This is a genomic window from Pseudomonas umsongensis, from assembly GCF_012647205.1.
Lineage (GTDB): Bacteria > Pseudomonadota > Gammaproteobacteria > Pseudomonadales > Pseudomonadaceae > Aquipseudomonas > Aquipseudomonas umsongensis.
This window is the reverse complement of sequence record NZ_CP051487.1, coordinates 3,338,225-3,355,803: the sequence shown is the minus strand read 5'-3', so window position 1 is coordinate 3,355,803 and position 17,579 is coordinate 3,338,225. Positions and strand designations below refer to the sequence as shown.

Annotated in this window: 15 protein-coding genes and 1 pseudogene; 10 read left to right on the top strand and 6 right to left on the bottom strand. The window is 56.1% G+C overall.

Annotated features, from left to right (window positions below; translation table 11 throughout):
• Positions 1 to 10 precede the first annotated feature (10 nt).
• The 5 genes and pseudogenes from HGP31_RS15135 to HGP31_RS15115 form a co-directional block, all read left to right on the top strand.
• Positions 11 to 103 (top strand): annotated as a pseudogene (locus HGP31_RS15135) (DUF2256 domain-containing protein); the annotation flags it as partial.
• Positions 104 to 152: 49 nt separating this feature from the next.
• A complete protein-coding gene (locus tag HGP31_RS15130; RefSeq protein ID WP_168758087.1) occupies positions 153 to 1,088 on the top strand; it encodes a LysR family transcriptional regulator in 936 nt (311 codons plus the stop codon).
• Between the two features lie 170 nt (positions 1,089 to 1,258).
• Complete coding sequence (gene tcuA, locus HGP31_RS15125; protein ID WP_168758086.1) at positions 1,259 to 2,710, top strand: FAD-dependent tricarballylate dehydrogenase TcuA; 1,452 nt, start codon at positions 1,259 to 1,261, stop codon at positions 2,708 to 2,710.
• Positions 2,697 to 3,854, top strand: coding sequence for a tricarballylate utilization 4Fe-4S protein TcuB (gene tcuB / locus HGP31_RS15120; protein ID WP_168758085.1), 1,158 nt, complete (start codon positions 2,697 to 2,699; stop codon positions 3,852 to 3,854). The genes tcuA and tcuB overlap by 14 nt, the downstream gene beginning before the upstream one ends.
• Positions 3,855 to 3,901: 47 nt before the next feature.
• Positions 3,902 to 5,227: an MFS transporter gene (locus HGP31_RS15115; RefSeq protein WP_168759175.1), complete on the top strand. Its 1,326-nt coding sequence runs from the start codon at positions 3,902 to 3,904 to the stop codon at positions 5,225 to 5,227.
• Positions 5,228 to 5,417: 190 nt separating this feature from the next.
• Here HGP31_RS15115 and HGP31_RS15110 read toward each other — a convergent pair whose 3' ends face one another.
• From HGP31_RS15110 to HGP31_RS15095, 4 genes are all read right to left on the bottom strand, one after another.
• Complete coding sequence (locus tag HGP31_RS15110) at positions 5,418 to 6,671, bottom strand: OprD family porin (RefSeq protein ID WP_020797485.1); 1,254 nt, start codon at positions 6,669 to 6,671, stop codon at positions 5,418 to 5,420.
• 93 nt (positions 6,672 to 6,764) lie between these two features.
• A complete protein-coding gene (locus HGP31_RS15105; RefSeq protein WP_020797484.1) occupies positions 6,765 to 8,069 on the bottom strand; it encodes a CitMHS family transporter in 1,305 nt (434 codons plus the stop codon).
• 141 nt (positions 8,070 to 8,210) lie between these two features.
• Positions 8,211 to 9,542 (bottom strand): C4-dicarboxylate transporter DctA, encoded by a 1,332-nt coding sequence (gene dctA / locus HGP31_RS15100; RefSeq protein WP_168758084.1) that lies wholly within the window; start codon positions 9,540 to 9,542, stop codon positions 8,211 to 8,213.
• A gap of 44 nt (positions 9,543 to 9,586) precedes the next feature.
• The gene (locus HGP31_RS15095) at positions 9,587 to 10,669 is read right to left on the bottom strand and encodes a 4-oxalomesaconate tautomerase (protein ID WP_083349079.1); all 1,083 of its coding nucleotides are present in this window, start codon (positions 10,667 to 10,669) and stop codon (positions 9,587 to 9,589) included.
• Positions 10,670 to 10,836: 167 nt separating this feature from the next.
• Here HGP31_RS15095 and HGP31_RS15090 point away from each other — a divergent pair, with 167 nt between their 5' ends.
• Positions 10,837 to 11,727: a LysR family transcriptional regulator gene (locus tag HGP31_RS15090; RefSeq protein ID WP_020797481.1), complete on the top strand. Its 891-nt coding sequence runs from the start codon at positions 10,837 to 10,839 to the stop codon at positions 11,725 to 11,727.
• A gap of 308 nt (positions 11,728 to 12,035) precedes the next feature.
• A complete protein-coding gene (locus HGP31_RS15085) occupies positions 12,036 to 13,820 on the top strand; it encodes an amidohydrolase (protein WP_083349078.1) in 1,785 nt (594 codons plus the stop codon).
• A 180-nt stretch (positions 13,821 to 14,000) separates the two neighbouring features.
• Here HGP31_RS15085 and ilvA read toward each other — a convergent pair whose 3' ends face one another.
• Positions 14,001 to 15,014 carry a threonine ammonia-lyase, biosynthetic gene (gene ilvA, locus HGP31_RS15080; RefSeq protein WP_080725354.1) on the bottom strand — a complete coding sequence of 338 codons (1,014 nt, stop codon included), beginning with the start codon at positions 15,012 to 15,014 and terminating at the stop codon, positions 14,001 to 14,003.
• A gap of 495 nt (positions 15,015 to 15,509) precedes the next feature.
• On the opposite strand from ilvA, the gene HGP31_RS15075 reads away from it, so the two are divergent.
• From HGP31_RS15075 to HGP31_RS30515, 3 genes are all read left to right on the top strand, one after another.
• Entirely contained in the window at positions 15,510 to 16,325 is an 816-nt protein-coding gene (locus HGP31_RS15075) for a DUF1206 domain-containing protein (protein ID WP_168758083.1), read from the top strand.
• Between the two features lie 136 nt (positions 16,326 to 16,461).
• Positions 16,462 to 16,710 (top strand): hypothetical protein, encoded by a 249-nt coding sequence (locus tag HGP31_RS15070; protein WP_168758082.1) that lies wholly within the window; start codon positions 16,462 to 16,464, stop codon positions 16,708 to 16,710.
• A 78-nt stretch (positions 16,711 to 16,788) separates the two neighbouring features.
• Positions 16,789 to 17,040, top strand: coding sequence for a hypothetical protein (locus HGP31_RS30515; RefSeq protein WP_371106608.1), 252 nt, complete (start codon positions 16,789 to 16,791; stop codon positions 17,038 to 17,040).
• Here the strand turns inward: HGP31_RS30515 and HGP31_RS30510 are convergent.
• Entirely contained in the window at positions 17,027 to 17,296 is a 270-nt protein-coding gene (locus tag HGP31_RS30510; RefSeq protein ID WP_240963553.1) for a hypothetical protein, read from the bottom strand. The genes HGP31_RS30515 and HGP31_RS30510 overlap by 14 nt on opposite strands.
• Between the last annotated feature and the right edge of the window lie 283 nt (positions 17,297 to 17,579).

Below are 17,579 nucleotides of genomic sequence, written 5' to 3'. Positions count from 1 at the left end.
TGTCAACGCATGCCTGGCATGCGGCCTTCTCTTCACATGGAGGAAGAAGTGGGCTCACTGCCGGGAGGAAGTGCGCTACTGCCCGGAATGCTGCCATAGGTAGTCTTCAGACGTAGGCATTCCAACAACAAATTGACGTGGAGCAGCAACGCTTGGAATTAAGACAACTGCGTTATTTCGTAAAAATCCTCGAACACGGCAGCCTGGGACGCGCAGCGCTTGAACTGGACGTGGGCGTATCAGCCCTTAGCCAACAGATCGCGAAACTTGAAAGTGAACTGTCAACCCGCCTCCTTAATCGCACCACCACTGGCGTCACACCGACCAGCTCCGGTATGGCGTTCCTGCACCATGCCCAGCTGTGTTTGCGGCAGGCCGACAATGCGATCATGGCGGCTCACCGTGGGCGAATGAGTGGGTATGTCACCGTCGGAATGGCGCCCACGACTGCCACTGTTCTCGCCCTGCCATTGATCAACGCGATGCGAGAGCGCTACCCGGATATTCAATTGCACCTGGTCGAGATGCTGTCCGGGCATTTGGCCACGCAACTCAATGCTCGCCAGATCGACCTGGCCATTCTGTTTCAACTCGAAGGGGGTAAGCGCTGGAGCGTGACGCCGCTGCTCGACGAGAAACTATTTGTCATCAGCTCACCTCACCTGCTCCACGCCCCCCAAGGAACCAGCGTGCAACTGGCGGATCTGGGTCAACTTCCACTGGTGATGCCGAGTGTGCAACACGGTTTGCGTTCTACGCTGATGGTTGCGTTTGAACGTTCGGGATTGGCGCCCAACATCATCATGGAAGTGGATGGTCTTGCCGTATTGATGAACGCCGTACGCGCAGGTCATGCCGCCACCATCCAGCCCGGAGCGGCGGCGGCGCTTAAAGGCGAGTCGGGACTTTCCGTGGTGGATATTTCCGATGCTCACGTGGGTCGACGAAACCTGTTGGCGACACTGCCTGATGATGAACTGGCTCCCGCAGCCCTGGCGGCGCGGCTGGTCATCACTGATGTCGCGCGACAGTTGGTGATTGATCATCAGTGGCCGGGCGCTTCGTGGATCGAAGACGTCGCGCCATGATCTCTATGCCCCCTACCCCGGCTTTACGGTGAGCGCCAACCGGCAAAGCCTTTACGAAAACTAAACACCCCAACTCATTTCGCGCCTTTCGACAATAAGCTGACAGCTCTACCTTCTCCCCACTCGCGAGGAGCACTTCGTTCATGCCTCCTTGCGATTGAGGAGTGATGATGATCGACGTATTAGTAATTGGCGGTGGCAATGCTGCCTTGTGTGCAGCGTTGATGGCTCGAGAGGCCGGCGCTAGCGTCATGTTGCTGGAAGGTGCACCAAAAATCTGGCGCGGCGGCAACTCGCAACACACCCGAAACCTGCGCTGCATGCACGACGCGCCGCAAGATGTACTGGTCGATGCCTATCCCGAAGAAGAGTATTGGCAGGATCTGCTGAAAGTCACCGGTGGGATTACCAACGAAAAGCTTGCTCGTATTGTCATCCGCGCCTCGTCGAACTGCCGTGACTGGATGCGCTCCCATGGTGTGCATTTTCAGCCGTCGTTGTCTGGAGCCCTACATGTTGCGCGCACCAATGCGTTTTTCATGGGCGGCGGCAAAGCGTTGGTTAATGCCTACTTCCGCAGCGCCGAGCAGCTGGGCGTCAAGATCCGCTACAACGCACAAGTCACTGACATTGAGTTGAAGGGTGGAGAGTTCGTCGCGGCGTACATCGGTGAACGTGAGGTCGATGGTCAGCGTTTTCCCGCCGAGCGTATCCAGGCCAAGGCCTGCGTTCTGGCCGCTGGCGGATTCGAATCCAACCGCGAATGGCTCCGTGAAGCCTGGGGTCAAAACGAGCGCGGAGAATGGCCTTCAGACAACTTTCTGATTCGCGGGACGCGTTTCAATACCGGCGTACTGCTTCGGCGCATGCAGGCCCTGGGCGCCGATTTCATTGGCGACCCGACGCAAGCGCACATGGTGGCCATCGACGCCCGTGCGCCCCTGTATGACGGTGGTATCTGTACCCGTATCGATTGCGTATCGCTGGGCGTGGTGGTTAATCGCGACGGTGAACGCTTCTATGACGAGGGCGAAGACTTCTGGCCCAAGCGGTATGCGATCTGGGGGCGCCTGGTCGCGGGTCAACCCGGCCAACAGGCTTACTCGATCATCGACCAACAAGCCCTCGGCCGGTTCATGCCGCCTGTGTTTCCGGGCACTAAAGCCAACTCGTTGGAAGATCTGGCCCGCCAGTTGAAGCTTCCCGTTACCCAATTCGTCAAAACCATCGAGCAATACAACGCGGCCTGCCGCGTCGGCACGTTCGACCACACCGCACTGGACGATTGCCACACCGAGGGTTTGGCGCCCGCCAAAACCCATTGGGCCCGCCCGCTGGTAAAGCCACCGTTCTGCGCCTACCCACTCAAGCCCGGCGTGACATTCACCTATTTAGGTCTCGCTACCGACGAAACCGCCGCCGTTCACTTCAACGGCAAGCCTAGCCCCAACCTTTTTGTCGCAGGAGAAATGATGGCGGGCAACGTATTGGGCAAGGGCTATACCGCCGGCATCGGCATGGCCATCGGTACCGCATTCGGTCGCATCGCCGGTGTGCAAGCCGCGGCTGCGGCCGGCTTCCTTACCTCTTCATCCACGGAGCCCCAACATGCAGCTGTTTGATCCCCAGGCACCGGGTCAATTGATACCGGTACTCAACCTTGAAGAAAGCGAAGTCCAGCGACAAATGACCGTTTGCAATGCCTGTCGTTATTGCGAGGGCTTCTGCGCTGTATTCCCGGCCATGACAAGGCGTCTGGAGTTTTCTCAGGCCGATATCCATTACCTGGCGAACCTTTGCCATAACTGCGGTGCGTGCCTGCATGCCTGTCAGTACGCCGCCCCTCACGAGTTCGAAATCAATGTGCCCAAGGCCATGGCCAAGGTCCGCCTCGACACTTACGCCGAGTACGCCTGGCCACAGGTGATGGGCAAGTTGTACCGGCGCAACGGACTGACTTTGGCGCTGGCATCCGGTGCAGGGCTCGCGCTGTTTCTCTGCCTCACGTTGTTGGCGATGGGCAATCTGTTTACCGCAATGCCCGGGGGAAATTTCTACGGGATCTTCCCGCATAACACCCTGGCACTGATGTTCGGTGCGGTCTTCGGCTTCGCGGTACTGGCTTTGACGATTGGCGTGCGACGCTTCTGGCGCAACGTTTCACCGGCGGATGCGCCCCGCCAGGAAAAGACAGCCGCTGCGCTGGAGGCCACGGCCAACGTCGCCCAACTCAAATACCTGGACGGGGGTCATGGCGAGGGCTGCAATAACGCCGATGATCAATTCACCCAGTGGCGGCGGCGCTTCCACCACTTCACCTTCTACGGCTTCATGCTGTGCTTCGCCGCCACGGGTGTCGCCACGCTCTACCATTTCCTGTTGGACTGGTCGGCGCCCTACCCCGTCCTGAGCTTGCCGGTAATGCTGGGTATCACCGGTGGACTCGGCCTGCTGATCGGCCCCGCAGGCCTGTTGTGGCTGAACCTGCGTCGCCACCCCGAGCACGGCGACGAGAATCAGAAACCCATGGATCGCGGCTTTATCGCGCTGCTGTTTCTAGTTAGCGCCAGCGGCCTCGCACTTCTCGCGTTTCGCGACACCACTGCCCTGGGCCTGCTGCTGGCGATCCATCTCGGCCTGGTCATGGCGTTTTTCCTGACCATGCCCTACAGCAAATTCGCCCATGGCATTTTCCGCAGCGCCGCGCTGCTCAAATACTCCATCGAAAAACGCCAACCGAACCCGATCAACGCTGGAAGCGACTGATCGTTGAGCCATCCATTCCAAAAACAATATTGATCACCACGGTAGCCATGATGAAAACAACAACTCAAGACACCCGATCCAAGGGGTCGAAACTGGGCGCCATCCTGCGTGTCACCAGCGGCAATTTTCTCGAACAGTTCGACTTCTTTCTGTTCGGGTTCTACGCGACCTACATCTCGCAGACTTTCTTCCCTGCCACCAGCGAGTTTGCTTCGCTGATGATGACCTTCGCCGTATTCGGCTCGGGGTTCCTGATGCGTCCGTTGGGCGCTATCGTGCTGGGGGCGTACATCGACAAGGTGGGACGGCGCAAGGGACTGATCGTGACGCTGTCGATCATGGCTGCCGGAACAGTATTGATCGCCTTGGTGCCCGGCTACGCCAGCATAGGCATCGCAGCGCCGATATTGGTGTTGCTCGGGCGACTGTTGCAGGGATTCTCCGCGGGTGCGGAAATGGGGGGTGTTTCCGTGTACCTGGCTGAAATCGCCACGCCCGGACGCCGGGGTTTCTTTACCAGTTGGCAGTCGGCCAGCCAACAAGTGGCAATCATTCTTGCGGCTTCGTTGGGTTATGCGATTAACGCGTCCATGGACGCTGCGGACGTTGCAGCCTGGGGCTGGCGTATCCCATTCTTCATTGGTTGCCTGATTATCCCATTCTTCATTGGTTGCCTGATTATCCCGTTCATCTTCATCATTCGCCGCTCGCTTCAGGAAACCGATGCTTTCAAAGCGCGCAGCCATCACCCAAGTGCCAGTGAAGTCTTTCGCTCGATGCGCGACAACTGGCGCACGGTACTGGCTGGTGGTCTGTTAGCGTCGATGACCACCACCACGTTCTATCTCATTACCGTCTACACCCCGACTTTTGGCCGGTCTGTACTGAACCTGAGCACCAGCGACAGTCTGGTGGTCACGCTCTTCGTCGGCCTGAGCAACTTCATCTGGCTGCCCATCGGCGGTACGATCTCTGATCGCATTGGTCGCCGCCCCTTGTTGCTGGCGGTCAGCTTGCTGTGCATCTTCACCGCCTATCCCGCCATGCATTGGCTGGCCGCGGCGGCAAGCTTCGAACGACTGCTCGCCGTGCTGCTGTACTTCTCTTTTTTCTTTGGCATTTACAACGGCGCGATGGTTGCGGCATTGACCGAGGTAATGCCGCAGAACGTACGAGTCGTAGGATTTTCACTGGCATTCAGTTTGGCAACGGCTGTGTTTGGCGGTTTTACACCCGCCATCTCAACAATCCTGGTACAGGCAACAGGAGACAAGGCGTCGCCCGCCTACTGGCTGATGTTTGCTGCGGTGTGTGGGTTCACAGCGACGACGATCCTGTATCGCAGGCAAAAAGCAGTGCCAGTCAACGCTTGATCAAAGATAGGTTTCGGCGGAATTCAGGGCTTTGCGCTGAATAGATATCGCGCCCTGGCCTGCATTGAGTCCTCTTCGTCTCAATGCAGGCCAACAACCTACCTATCCTTTCCAGAGCCCTGCTCCACGGTGCCCAAACCTAAAACCAGAGCAAACAACATCACGGGTGCGCGAGGCCGCGATCAGGGGATCACCAAAGAACGATGTCGTAGGTAAAGTAGACCCGGTTGCTGTCTCGGCCACGGGAATAATCCGAGCGGTAAACGTAGTTACGCAACCGCACACCCAGGCCTTTGAAGGTGCCTTGCTGTACGACGTAAGCCAGTTCGGCATCACGTTCCCACTCTTTTACCGTGGTGTTGGATTTACCGTCATTGCCGCTTAAATAGCGGGTGGAGAACGTCAGGCCCGGCACACCAACGGCAGCAAAGTTATAGCCGTAATTGAGCATCCAGGTTTTTTCATCTTCCTCGACGAACTTGCCTATCCCGGCGTTGCTGAACGAGTAAACCGTAGCGCCACTGATAAAGGGCAAACCAGCATCACCACTCAGGGTCTGGTATCCGCCACCGAAGGTATGGCCGGAGATGGCGTAGGACAGTTGCCCGCTCAGCATGTTGTTGTCGATCTTGCCGCTGTAGGCAGAACCGGTATCAACACTGTTGAAGTAGCGCAAATCACTGGTCAGCACGCCGCCGCCCAACGGAAGATCGTGCTGGATACCCGCAAAATTCTGACGGTAGAAATTTTCCAGCTCGCCGTAGAAGTAACTCAAGCGAATGGTTTTCCCCAGCTTGTACTCGGCCCCTGCGTAGCTGAAGTCGCCTGATTTATCACCGCCATAACCGTCGGGCACAATCGGCATGCTGTCGGTGGAATCACGCTGTTTGAATCGATCCAGGTAGCCCCCGGTGAGGGTGAGGTTGTCGATGTCGACGCTACTGATCTGTGTGCCCTGGAACGTTTGCGGCAATAGTCGCGCATCGTTGTAGATCAGCACCGGAGTCTTGGGTAACAAGGTGCCGTATTTGACCGTGGTCTTCGCCAATTGGGCCTTGGCGGTCATGCCCAGGCTTGAAAACTCGTCAGCCGCACGTCCGTCATCATGGACAGGCAACAAACCAGTGCCGCTACGGCCCCGGCCGGAGTCAAGCTTGACCCCGAGCAGGCCAAGGGCATCCACACCAAACCCGATGGTGCCGGGGGTAAACCCTGACTGGTAATCCAACAGGAATCCCTGGGCCCACTCGGTTCGCTCGCTCTTCGCCGTCCTTGCCGATTTGGCACTCAAACCATGCTCGTCGCGGAAATTTTCATTGAAATAGACATTACGCAATTGCAGCTTGAGCTTGCTGTCATCGATAAATCCTTGCGCACTGGCACTGGCCAGCGGCATCAAACAAAGAAGTGGAAATAGCGCCCGTTGGGTGTGCAAAGTGGTCATGACAAGCTACTCATTGTTGTTTTTTTGGAGTGCAGGACAGCGCGCGCCTCACTGGCGAGGCGCGTCAGGAAAAAGCAAGTGGTATTGGGGGAATCAGGTGAAGAGACTGATCGCCCCGGTCAACAGCGCTAGCGCGGTAATCACCAGGGAAGTGAGCACCGCCCATTTGACGGTGGCTTTCTGGAAGTCGCCGATATCGCGATCAACCATTCCCACCAGCAACAGGGTTGAAGCTACCAACGGACTCATCAGGTGTACTGGCTGGCCGAGAATCGATGCGCGGGCGATCTCCACCGGATCAATGCCATACGCTGCAGCGGCATTCGCCAGGATGGGCACCACACCGAAGTAGTAAGCATCGTTGGACAGGACGAAGGTCAGCGGCATGCTGGTAATCGCCACTACCAGTGGGAACAGATGCCCCCAAGACGGCGGAATCCAGTCAACCAGGGTTTGCGCCAGCGAGTCGACCATCTTGGTGCCCGAAAAAATCCCGGCAAAGATACCGGCGGCAAACACCAGGAGTACGACTGTCATCGCGTTGCCCGAATGGGCAAGGATGCGTTCCTTCTGAATATCCAGTTGCGGATAGTTGATCATCAGCGCCAGTACGAACCCGATCAGGAACAGGATCGCGGAATGCATGATCCCCATCACCAGCGCGACCATCACCACGATGACCAACAGCAGATTGACGTAGGCCAGCTTCGGGCGCTTGTGCGGAGTATCTTCAAGAATCGCCTTGATGTAGCAATCACCGCCGCCGCTTTCCAGTTGGATATTACCGATACGCTTGCGCTCGGCACGGCCCAGCAGGAAGGCGGTGAAGACCACCCACATTGCACCGCCGATCATGGTCGGCAGCAACGGCACGAAGTAGGCACCGGCATCCAGGCCCAGCGCCGCGATCGCTCGGGTCGCGGGCCCTCCCCAAGGGGTCATGCCACTCATGATGCTCAGAGAAAGCATGGCAATGGTCGCCAGGATCATTGGATTCATCCCGATACGTTTGTACAGGGGAAGCATTGCCGCACAGGTAATCATGTAGGTGGTGGTGCCATCACCGTCCAGGGCTACCAGCAGCGAAAGCAACGCTGTACCGACTGCGATTTTCATCGGGTCGCCGTTGACGCGCTTGAGGATCTTGCGAATCAGTGGGTCAAACAGGCCGGCGTCGATCATCAAGCCAAAAAACAAGATCGCGAACAGCAGGAGCGCGGCCGAAGGTGCGACCATTTTCAAGCCGTCGAGCATCATCTTGCCGGTAGTGCCCCCAAAACCGCCAATGACGGCAAACACAATCGGCACCACTGTCAGGGCGACAATCGGCGACAACCGTTTGGTCATTATCAGGACTGTGAAGACCACCACCATGGCCAAGCCAAGCAATGCGAGCATAGGTAAGTTCTCTTGTTCTTATGAGTAGCGTGGCCGACGCACAGACGCACGACCCCGTGCCCGCCAGATGGCACGATCAACGGTACCTGGCGGGGGGTGTTAATTGAAGTATTGAAGGGGGCTCGATTCAGCCGTGACCGGTTAGACGTGTTCCGTGACCTTCAGGCCGTCCCCGTCCGGCGTCTGGACTTGGGTAGAGGCCACCGCGGGCAAAGGTGTGCCGTCCAGGGTGCGCATCAAGGTCTCGCGATCGCAGGCGTTCTCCGAGATGGACATCACTACGGTAGCCACCGCGTTGCTTGCCAGACTGGTCAATGCCCGGGCTTCCGACATGAAGCGGTCGATACCGATCAGCAGGGCGAGGCCGGCCAGGGGAATATCATGGATCACGGTGAGTGTCGAAGCCAGCGCGACAAAACCGGCGCCGGTGACACCCGCAGCCCCCTTGGAGGACAAGAGCATGATCGCCAGCATGGTCACGGTCTGGGTCATGCTCAGTTCGATGTTGCAGGCTTGGGCAATGAACACTGCTGCCAGCGAGAGGTAGATCGCCGTACCGTCGAGGTTGAACGAGTAACCCGTTGGCAGCACCAACCCCACCACACCTTTCTTGCAACCCAGGGCTTGCAGCTTTTCCAGCATCCGCGGCATCACAGGCTCAGTGGAAGAAGTCCCCAACACCACCAGGAATTCTTCACGGAAGTAGCGCAGCAACTTCCAGAGGCTGAAACCATTGGCCCGGCAAATGCTCCCCAGCACCACAAAGACGAAGAACGCGCAGGCGATGTACAACGTCATGATCAACTTGGCTAACGAGCCCAGCGATGTAATACCGTACTGGCCTACGGTGAACGCCAAAGCGCCGAAGGCACCGATCGGAGCGAAGCGCATCAGGTAGGAGAAGATCTTGAACACCATGTGCGAGGCGGATTCCAGTACATCCAGCACCGGCTTGCCACGCTCGCCGATGGCCGAGAGTGCAAAACCGCAAAGCACTGCGATGAACAACACCGGCAGTACTTCACCTTTATTGAAAGCACCGATGAACGTGTCCGGGATGATGTGCATGAAAAACTCGACCACTCCCAGCTTCGCGGCAGAATCGGTGTACTGCGACAGGCCCTTGGTGCTCAACTGGGTGGGGTCAATGTTCATGCCCACACCGGGCTTGAACAGGTAGACCGACACCAGGCCGATGATCAAACTGATCACGGTCAGCGCCAGGAACAGCAGCATGGTCTTGCTCAACAGGCGGCCGAGGGAGCGTTTGTCGCTCATGCCGGCGATGCCGGTGACGATGGTGCAGAAAACCACCGGAGCGATCATCATCTTGATCAGCTTGATGAAGGCATCACCCAGCGGTTTCAAGGCAATGGCCTGTTGCGACCAAAAATGTCCGACCAGCACGCCCAACAGCACGGCGAGGAGGATCTGGAAGTAGAGCGATTTTACAACTTTCATGGCATCACCCATTTTTAGAATTGTGCTGATGCAACAACGGCAATGACTGGGGGGAATTATCCGGCGAGTCGTTGGGAAGCCGCGGCGTAGACAAAACCGGAGAACAGTCGACGCGATGTACGTACCACCGAGGCGCGAATGGTCTCACCCTGATCGCCGGTGTAAGACAATACGACATCTATTCCACCACTTGGATGTTCAATGCGTACTTGCTTCAAGCGCGGCTCGCTAACCCCGCCAAGCAATTGCGCGACCACACTGCCTGGCGTGACGCAAGCGGTGGCCAGGCCGATGGAACCGGTGATCGCCAAGGCCCGGTGGCAGTTGTGGGGCATGAAGTAGCGCACCTGGATTGTGCCGCCGGCCTTGGCCGGAGATACCAGTACGGGCTTGGGAATCACTTTATCGCTGACATCACCCAGGCCCATTGCCAGGCCCGCTTGCAGTCGCAAGGACTCCAGGCGACGCAGGAACTCTTTATCGGCATCCAGTTCAGCAGGGCTTTCATCACCCTGTTTACCCAGTTGGCCGGCTTCGACGATCATCATCGGCATTGCCATGTCGATGCAGGTCACGGGGATACCGTCGATTAAATCCTGCGTTTGCCCCGTCGGGAAAAGTTTGCCGGTCTTGCTGCCCGCAGCATCCAGGAACGTCAGTTGCACAGGAGCGGCGGTACCCGGCACTCCATCGATGGCGGTGTCGCCTTCATAGCTGACCGTGCCACCGGGGGTCTGTACCTCGGCGTTCACAAAAGTCCCGGTATTGAGGTTGCGAATACGCACACGGGTCAGGTCTTTGCAGGCTTTGACCAGCCCCTGCTCGATGGCGAACGGGCCAACGGCGCAGAGCATGTTTCCGCAATTGGGCGCGGTATCGACTCGACGCTGGGAGACCATGACCTGAACGAACAGATAGTCGACATCCGCATCAGGATGCAGCGACGGGCTGACGATCGCCACCTTGCTGGTTTGTGGGCTACCGCCACCGATACCGTCAATTTCCAGCTCATGCCCAGAACCCATAAGGTTGAGCAACAGTTCATCACGCTCTGCGATCGCAACAGGTAAATCCCAGGCGAGGAATACCGGGCCCTTGGAAGTACCACCGCGCATTAGCACACAGGGAATTCGTTGCATGAATACTGACTCTTGTTGATCAATGGGGGTTATTGATGTCTTGTGAGCAAGAGTCGCAGGCTTTCAAAATTGTTTCCAATGCAAATATCAGCCTGATTATTGCGTTTGACGAATGATAAACCTAGGATGACTGGGCTGACCAACGCTCCTCTGAGGGGATAAAAAAAGTGAATTATGAGCTCAATGACATTCGATCTTTCGTGAAGATCGCAGAACTTGGCAGTTTCCACGAAGCTGCCGATGCATTGCATCTCTCTCAACCTGCGTTGAGTCGCAGAATGAAAAAGCTTGAAGAGGGATTGGGAACAGCGCTCCTCGATCGCACGACAAGAAGGGTAAGCCTCACCAGTGTCGGGCGAGACTTCCTGCCCAAGGCACGACGCTTACTGGATGACTTCGACGACTCGATACTCAACATCCGGGAGCTGGCGGAGCGCCAAAGCGGCCGGGTAACCCTGGCCTGCATCCCCACCGCAGCCTTCTATTTTTTGCCATCGGTCATCCGTCTCTACAACGAGCGCTATCCACAAATTCGCATTCGCTTGCTTGACCTGAGTGCGAACGAAGGGCTGGAGGCTGTCCTGCGTGGCGAAGCCGACTTTGGCATCAACATGATGAGCGGCCAGCACCCGGACATAGAGTTCGTGCCGTTGGTCAACGAGCCTTTTGTACTGGCGTGTCGACGCGATCATGAGTTGGCCAAACGAAGCGCCGTCACCTGGTCTGAACTCAGCAATTACCGCCTGATCGGGGTCGGTCGCCTGAGCGGCAACCGAATGTTGCTTGACCACGCTTTGTCGGGCTTGAGCTGGCGCCCGCAGTGGTTTTATGAGGTGCAACACCTGTCTACATCGCTGGGTCTGGTAGAAGCTGGATTAGGCGTTTCGGCAATGCCGAGCCTGGCAATGCCTGCAGTGGATCATCCAACGTTGGTGAGCATCCCTTTGATCGAGCCTGTTGTGAACCGATCGTTGGGACTGGTTTACCGACGAGGCGCCTCCCTCTCCCCTGCAGCGGAAAAATTCGTCTCCATCCTACTGGAACAGTGGGAGCAATGACCCTTGAGTTTCCGCTAGCCTAAGTTGAGAGAAAGGCCGATCGGCTTGGGCGGCTTATCCAGCAAAACGCGCCGGTGCATCAAATCAATGATCACATTTTGGCGCGTGTCAGCCGTAATCGGGTCGCCTCCTACCTGTGACACTCAGCCGCTTACGAATAACACTCGCAGAAATCTAAGCGACTGGATCGTCCGGCACTGTTTTTATCGTACACCCCTTCGATCCTTGGTCTTTACTGCCAAGCGGACAGGAGCGCTCGATTTCGACCTGTCCTTAGGACTTAGTCAACGCCATCTAGGGAATGATCGATGAAGTGCATCCAGTTGAAAGAAAATCATCCGGGAAAAATGCCTAAAAAACGCGTTGCATTTCAATGGACAGCCATTGGGATGTTGGTATTCAGCTTTCCGCTCAGCGGCCTCAGCGCTGCAAAGGCGGCTACTCAAGTCGCAGACACCGTCTATTTCGGCGGCTCTATCTTGACCATGGAAGGTGATAATCCAACCTATGCTGAGGCGATTTCCGTGAAGGACGGAAAGATTCTGTCTGTCGGAAACAAGACTGATGTCCTGAAGGGTCAGGGAGATCACAGTCGCCTTGTGGATTTGAAAGGTAAGGTACTTCTTCCGGGATTCATTGATGCGCATGGCCATGCCTGGACAACGGGCTTTCAGAAACTGTCCGCTAACCTGCTGCCACCTCCGGATGGCGGGGGCAAATCCATTCCAGCGGTGGTAGCTGCGTTGAAAAGCTGGCAGCAAAAAAACGCTGTCGCTATCGATAAGGTTGGCTGGATTGTCGGATTTGGCTATGACGACTCTCAATTGGTGGAGCAGCGCCATCCCAACGCAGATGATCTTGACCAGGTTTCTACCGAGCTGCCTGTTGTCATTATCCATCAGTCAGCCCACCTGGCAGTGATGAATCATAAAGCACTGGAAATGTCCGGCATTTCGGCGCAGAGCACCGACCCTTCCGGCGGCGTGATTCGTCGTACAAGCGACGGTAAAACCCCTGACGGCGTGCTGGAGGAAATGGCGTTTTTCGCCCCGATCTTCAAACTGCTGGCCACTTTTGACCCTTCGGTGAATGAAAAAATTGCCTTGGCCGGTGCCGATTACTACGCACAATACGGATTTACCACGGCCCAGGAAGGCCGAGCCAGCAAAGCGCAGGTAGAGACCTGGCAAAAACTGGCCAGCCAGAAAAAGATGAAGATTGATGTGGCAGCCTATCCAGACCTTCAGGCTGAGCAGGCTTTCATGAAAACGGTTTCTCCGAGTGTCGAGTACGACAACCACTTCCGGATCGCCGGGGTAAAGCTCAGTTTGGATGGCTCTCCCCAAGGACGCACTGCTTGGCTGACAGAACCGTACAAGGTTCCGCCGCCAGGCCAGGCAGCCGACTACAAAGGCTACCCTGCAATTCCCAAAGCTGAAGATAGAGAAGCGCTTGTCAATCAGGCATTTGAGAGTAACTGGCAGGTGCTTGCCCATTGCAATGGTGATGCTGCATCCGACGCATTCATTGATGCGGTGACAAAAGCCGAAAAAAGGTACGGCAAAGGTGATCGTCGGACGGTGATGATTCATGCTCAGGCTGTTCGTGAAGATCAGTTGGACAAGATGAAATCGCTGGGCATCATCCCGTCTTTCTTCGGCATGCAGACCTTCTATTGGGGGGACTGGCACCGCGATGTGACCATGGGCAAAGAGCGTGCATTTCGTTGGGATCCTGCCGCCTCTGCCATCAAACGCGGAATGCTTTTCACTGAGCATCACGACGCGCCAGTCGCCACACCTAGCGCAATGATGATCGTCTTTGCCTCAGTCAACCGCACCAGTCGCTCGGGAGAGGTGATTGGACCTGACCAGCGCATCAGCCCATACGTGGCTTTGAAGTCCATTACGGCCTCTGCGGCTTATCAATATTTTGAAGAACGGAGCAAAGGAACCTTGCAGCCAGGCAAACTCGCCGACTTCGTTATCTTGAACAAGGATCCTACCAAGGTTGCCCCTGAAACCATCAAGGACATCCAAGTTCTCGAAACGATCAAAGAGGGCGACACTGTCTATCAGGCAGTAGAAGGATAACTATTTCTAGAAGTCGCGGCTTATCGCGGTGTTGGAAGCCGGTAGGTGTGTTTGGCAAACGCTTACGCATGATGCGCGGACAAGGTGAGGCTGCCGAGAACATACGCGGGGCCCTGGCTCCCAAACAGGTGAAGGGCGATCCAACCGCATGGCCGGATTATCACGCCCTGGAATCCACCATTACGCTGATGCCTCACTCAATGCAGCGCGTTCGGCCACATGCCGTAAAGAGTCGAAATTGATATTGGCGCCGGAGTCGATGGCAATCAGTGTCTGATCCCGCACACCCGTTCGCGCAACGTATTTCTTGATGCCAGCAACGGCCAGAGCGCCAGAAGGCTCTGTGATAGAGCGTGTATCGTCGTAGATATTCTTCATCGCGATGCAAAGCTCATCGTTACTGACAGTCAGTACCTCATCGACGCAAAACCTGCACACCTCAAAGCCGTGGGCGCCGATCTGCGCGACCGCCACACCATCGGCAAAGGTGCCCACACTTGGCAGCACCACTCGATCATCGGCCTGGAGGGCTGCATTCAAACAGGCTGAATGTTCCGACTCGACGCCAATGATGCGCACCTCTGGCCGCAAGTATTTAACGTAAGCCGCGATGCCGGCGATCAAACCGCCACCGCCCACCGGAACAAAGATGGCATCCAGCCCCCCTTGATGCTGACGCAGTATTTCCATGGCGACCGTGCCCTGCCCGGCAATGACATCTGGATCATCGAAAGGCGAAACAAAAGTTTTGCCGGTTTGGCTTGCCAGTTCTAGTGCATGAGACAAGGCAAACGGAAAGCTTTCGCCGTGCAGCAGTGCCTGGGCGCCACGACTACGGACTCCTGACACCTTCAACTCTGGCGTCGTGGTGGGCATGACAATCATGGCGTCGATGCCAAGTTGCCGTGCTGCCAATGCCACACCCTGGGCATGATTACCCGCTGAAGCGGTGATCACTCCGCGCTTCTTTTGCGCCGCGCTCAAGTTGACCAGTTTGTTGTAGGCGCCTCGGATCTTGAAGGAAAAGGTCGGTTGAAGATCTTCGCGCTTGAGCAGGATCTGGTTACCCAATGCCAACGATAATGCAGGTGCCGGCTGCAGGGGCGTATGCACGGCCAGTTCGTAAACCGGCGCGGCGAGGATCTTTTTGACGTACTGCTCAAGTAGGGTGTGTTGGGCGAGCGTACTGGGCATGATCGTCTCCTGACATTGATCAGAGCCCCGAGACAGAAAATGAAAACCCGCCTCCAGGGCGGGTTGGGTGCTGCAGTCGTGAGCTAGCCCGCCAAATGAGGAATGGCGGTAATAATGCTTGGCTGGCAGCGCAATACGATGAAAGTCATGCTCGGAAATTAGCCGGGCGCCGACGGCAAGTCAACGGCCAATTTCCAAATTCTTCGGTAGCTGATTGGCAACGCCTCATTTACGTTTGCGTGGCGGCAAAAGCATCGGACTTTGCAGTGTTCCGTAACGCAGTTGCCCCTTTATCTGAAACATTGCAGTGGATTAGACCGCACCAACTCAACAACGGACTGGCTCCAGCTAAGGCCGAGAAAAAACTTAACGTCGTGTCCGGGATTAGTTGCCCACTACAGAGCGTCCGTTCTGAGTGACTGAAGAACTCGACCTTTATCGAACCCTTGCCGAAGCGATAGGTCTGCTCTTGTACACGTCCACGGAAATAATCGAATGTCCGCTCAACACACCCTTGTCGTCCTCGCTCGGGGCGGATATGCCGCTCGCGGCGTTCTGTATCTGATCATTGGTATCTTCGCGCTGCTGGCGGCTCAAGACTCAACAAAACCGAAGGACAGCCACAAAAGCCTTGAAGCGTTATTGAGCCAGCCATTTGGATATGTCCTGGTTGGGCTAGTGGTGGCGGGACTACTGGCCTTCGCAGGGTGGCGAGTGCTGCAAGCCATTCGCGACGTCGATCATCACGGTACGAAACTAAAGGGGCTGGTGATTCGTGCGGGTTTGTTGGCGGGCGGTTTACTCAATGGTGCTCTTGCATTTTTTGCCTTAGGGTTGCTCATCAGCGGCGTCAGAAGCTCAGGTAATGCCGGAGGTGGAGAGACGAAGGATCTACTGGCGCATCTTTTGTCCTGGGATCACTCAAACGTGGTCGTCTACCTCGTGGCGCTCGTTCCATTAGGCGTAGGAATCGCTCACATCATCAAAGGATGGAAAGCGTCGTTCGAGAAGTATTTTGAGGCTGATGAGGACGTGATGCGATACGTCCGTCCGGTGGCTCGTTTCGGACTCATCGCTCGCGGCGTGGTGTTTCTCGAGATAGCCCTGCTCCTGGCGATCAGCGGCTCCCGTTATCAAGCCACGGATCCACCCGGCATGAAGGAAGCGCTCGATGCTCTTCAGAACCTGCCTGTTGGCGGTTTGATTCTGATGGTGATGGCATTGGGATTGATCGCCTTTTCAGCTTACAGCTTCTCCGAAGCCGCATGGCGCAAAATAAACATGGATGTGCCTGGGGTAACGAAAACATAGACGCGTGGCAGGAGCCATCGCCAAGGCGGAACCCTCAGTATTAAATTAATTTGAACCGCTTTGAGACGTGCCCGCCTAATGATCAGCTTGTGATGAATTGCACAGGCAATGTGCCAATAACGGCATACTCCGAGAGGTGATCGACGTGGCTAAAGACGATAAGAAAAGCAAAGGTGACGCTTCGAAAGCAAGCAAGGATTTGAAAGACAAAAAGGCATCACCGGCGAAGAAATCAGCTGCGGCCTCGGCTCTTTCGAAGTCTTCCGAAAAGAAAGACAAGAAAAAAGATGCCGAACCAAAGAAATCTGCAAAAAAAGCTGATAGCAAGCCAGAAAAGGCTAAGAAATCAGAGAAAGCAGAAAAGTCGACGAACAAGAAAAAGTGACATCCTGGTATTTGCTAGGGCTTTACGCCCTAGCTTACTCAGGCCGAGTTGTTCGCAACCGCGATCAGTACCTTCGCCATGAAGGTGGAGCATTTGGACAATCTTGATTGGGTTCAATGGCCCGCGATGTTCGTCACGGTACTTGCGGCGTGGCTGATCGGATCTCAGCGCCCAAGAAGGCGAATGACCGGGTTCGTATTGTTCAGCTTGAGTAACGTGCTATGGGTGATTTGGGGCATTTATGCGCAAGCTCATGCCCTTATCGTGTTACAGATTTGCCTGTTCCTGATGAATCTCCGTGGGTTCAAAAAGAACTCTAGAGCTCCGTAGCATCAGGATCCTGGGATACCCTCGAACCCTTGAGATTCTTTCTGAAACCCCGGGCGTTCATCCCTAGAAGCACACACTCAAGTACGATCAACGCATAAGCGTGCGAGTGAAGGCCCCAGACAACCCACAAAGCATTACTCGCGATGAAGCCCCAAAAAGCGATCATCCGTCGGCGTGGTCGTTGGGAACCGACGAACCAGGCCGAGATCACCGTGACCACCATAGCGGGCCATTGCACAAAATCGATGTAATCCAAGCCAGCCCCCCCTCGCGCTACAGCCTTATTCAATGTGCAGCGCCAGCACTCGCCAGCGAGTTGAGAGTTGGCAGTCCACTCAAACCGTGGATATGGCGAATAGGTGATTCAGGCCATCGGCCCGGTAGATGTAAGGGTCTGGACACCGCTGCACAGCTCAAAGTTCTAAGCGAAGCCTTCGGGTTACGGTTTCGTTCGCTAATCGCACGACATCTCCTGCCAGGACACCCGCCTGCGCCCATTGTTTGGCACCCTATGCACATCGTTGCAGTAACCATGAATT

Bases quoted from the DNA above. Each gene is read 5' to 3' on its own strand.
- HGP31_RS15095 (WP_083349079.1), bottom strand. From the start codon at position 10,669: ATGCAACGAATTCCCTGTGTGCTAATGCGCGGTGGTACTTCCAAGGGC.
- tcuA (WP_168758086.1), top strand. From the start codon at position 1,259: ATGATCGACGTATTAGTAATTGGCGGTGGCAATGCTGCCTTGTGTGCA.
- tcuB (WP_168758085.1), top strand. From the start codon at position 2,697: ATGCAGCTGTTTGATCCCCAGGCACCGGGTCAATTGATACCGGTACTC.
- HGP31_RS15115 (WP_168759175.1), top strand. From the start codon at position 3,902: ATGATGAAAACAACAACTCAAGACACCCGATCCAAGGGGTCGAAACTG.
- HGP31_RS15110 (WP_020797485.1), bottom strand. From the start codon at position 6,671: ATGACCACTTTGCACACCCAACGGGCGCTATTTCCACTTCTTTGTTTG.
- HGP31_RS15105 (WP_020797484.1), bottom strand. From the start codon at position 8,069: ATGCTCGCATTGCTTGGCTTGGCCATGGTGGTGGTCTTCACAGTCCTG.
- ilvA (WP_080725354.1), bottom strand. From the start codon at position 15,014: ATGCCCAGTACGCTCGCCCAACACACCCTACTTGAGCAGTACGTCAAA.
- HGP31_RS15085 (WP_083349078.1), top strand. From the start codon at position 12,036: ATGAAGTGCATCCAGTTGAAAGAAAATCATCCGGGAAAAATGCCTAAA.
- dctA (WP_168758084.1), bottom strand. From the start codon at position 9,542: ATGGGTGATGCCATGAAAGTTGTAAAATCGCTCTACTTCCAGATCCTC.
- HGP31_RS30515 (WP_371106608.1), top strand. From the start codon at position 16,789: ATGAAGGTGGAGCATTTGGACAATCTTGATTGGGTTCAATGGCCCGCG.
- HGP31_RS15075 (WP_168758083.1), top strand. From the start codon at position 15,510: ATGTCCGCTCAACACACCCTTGTCGTCCTCGCTCGGGGCGGATATGCC.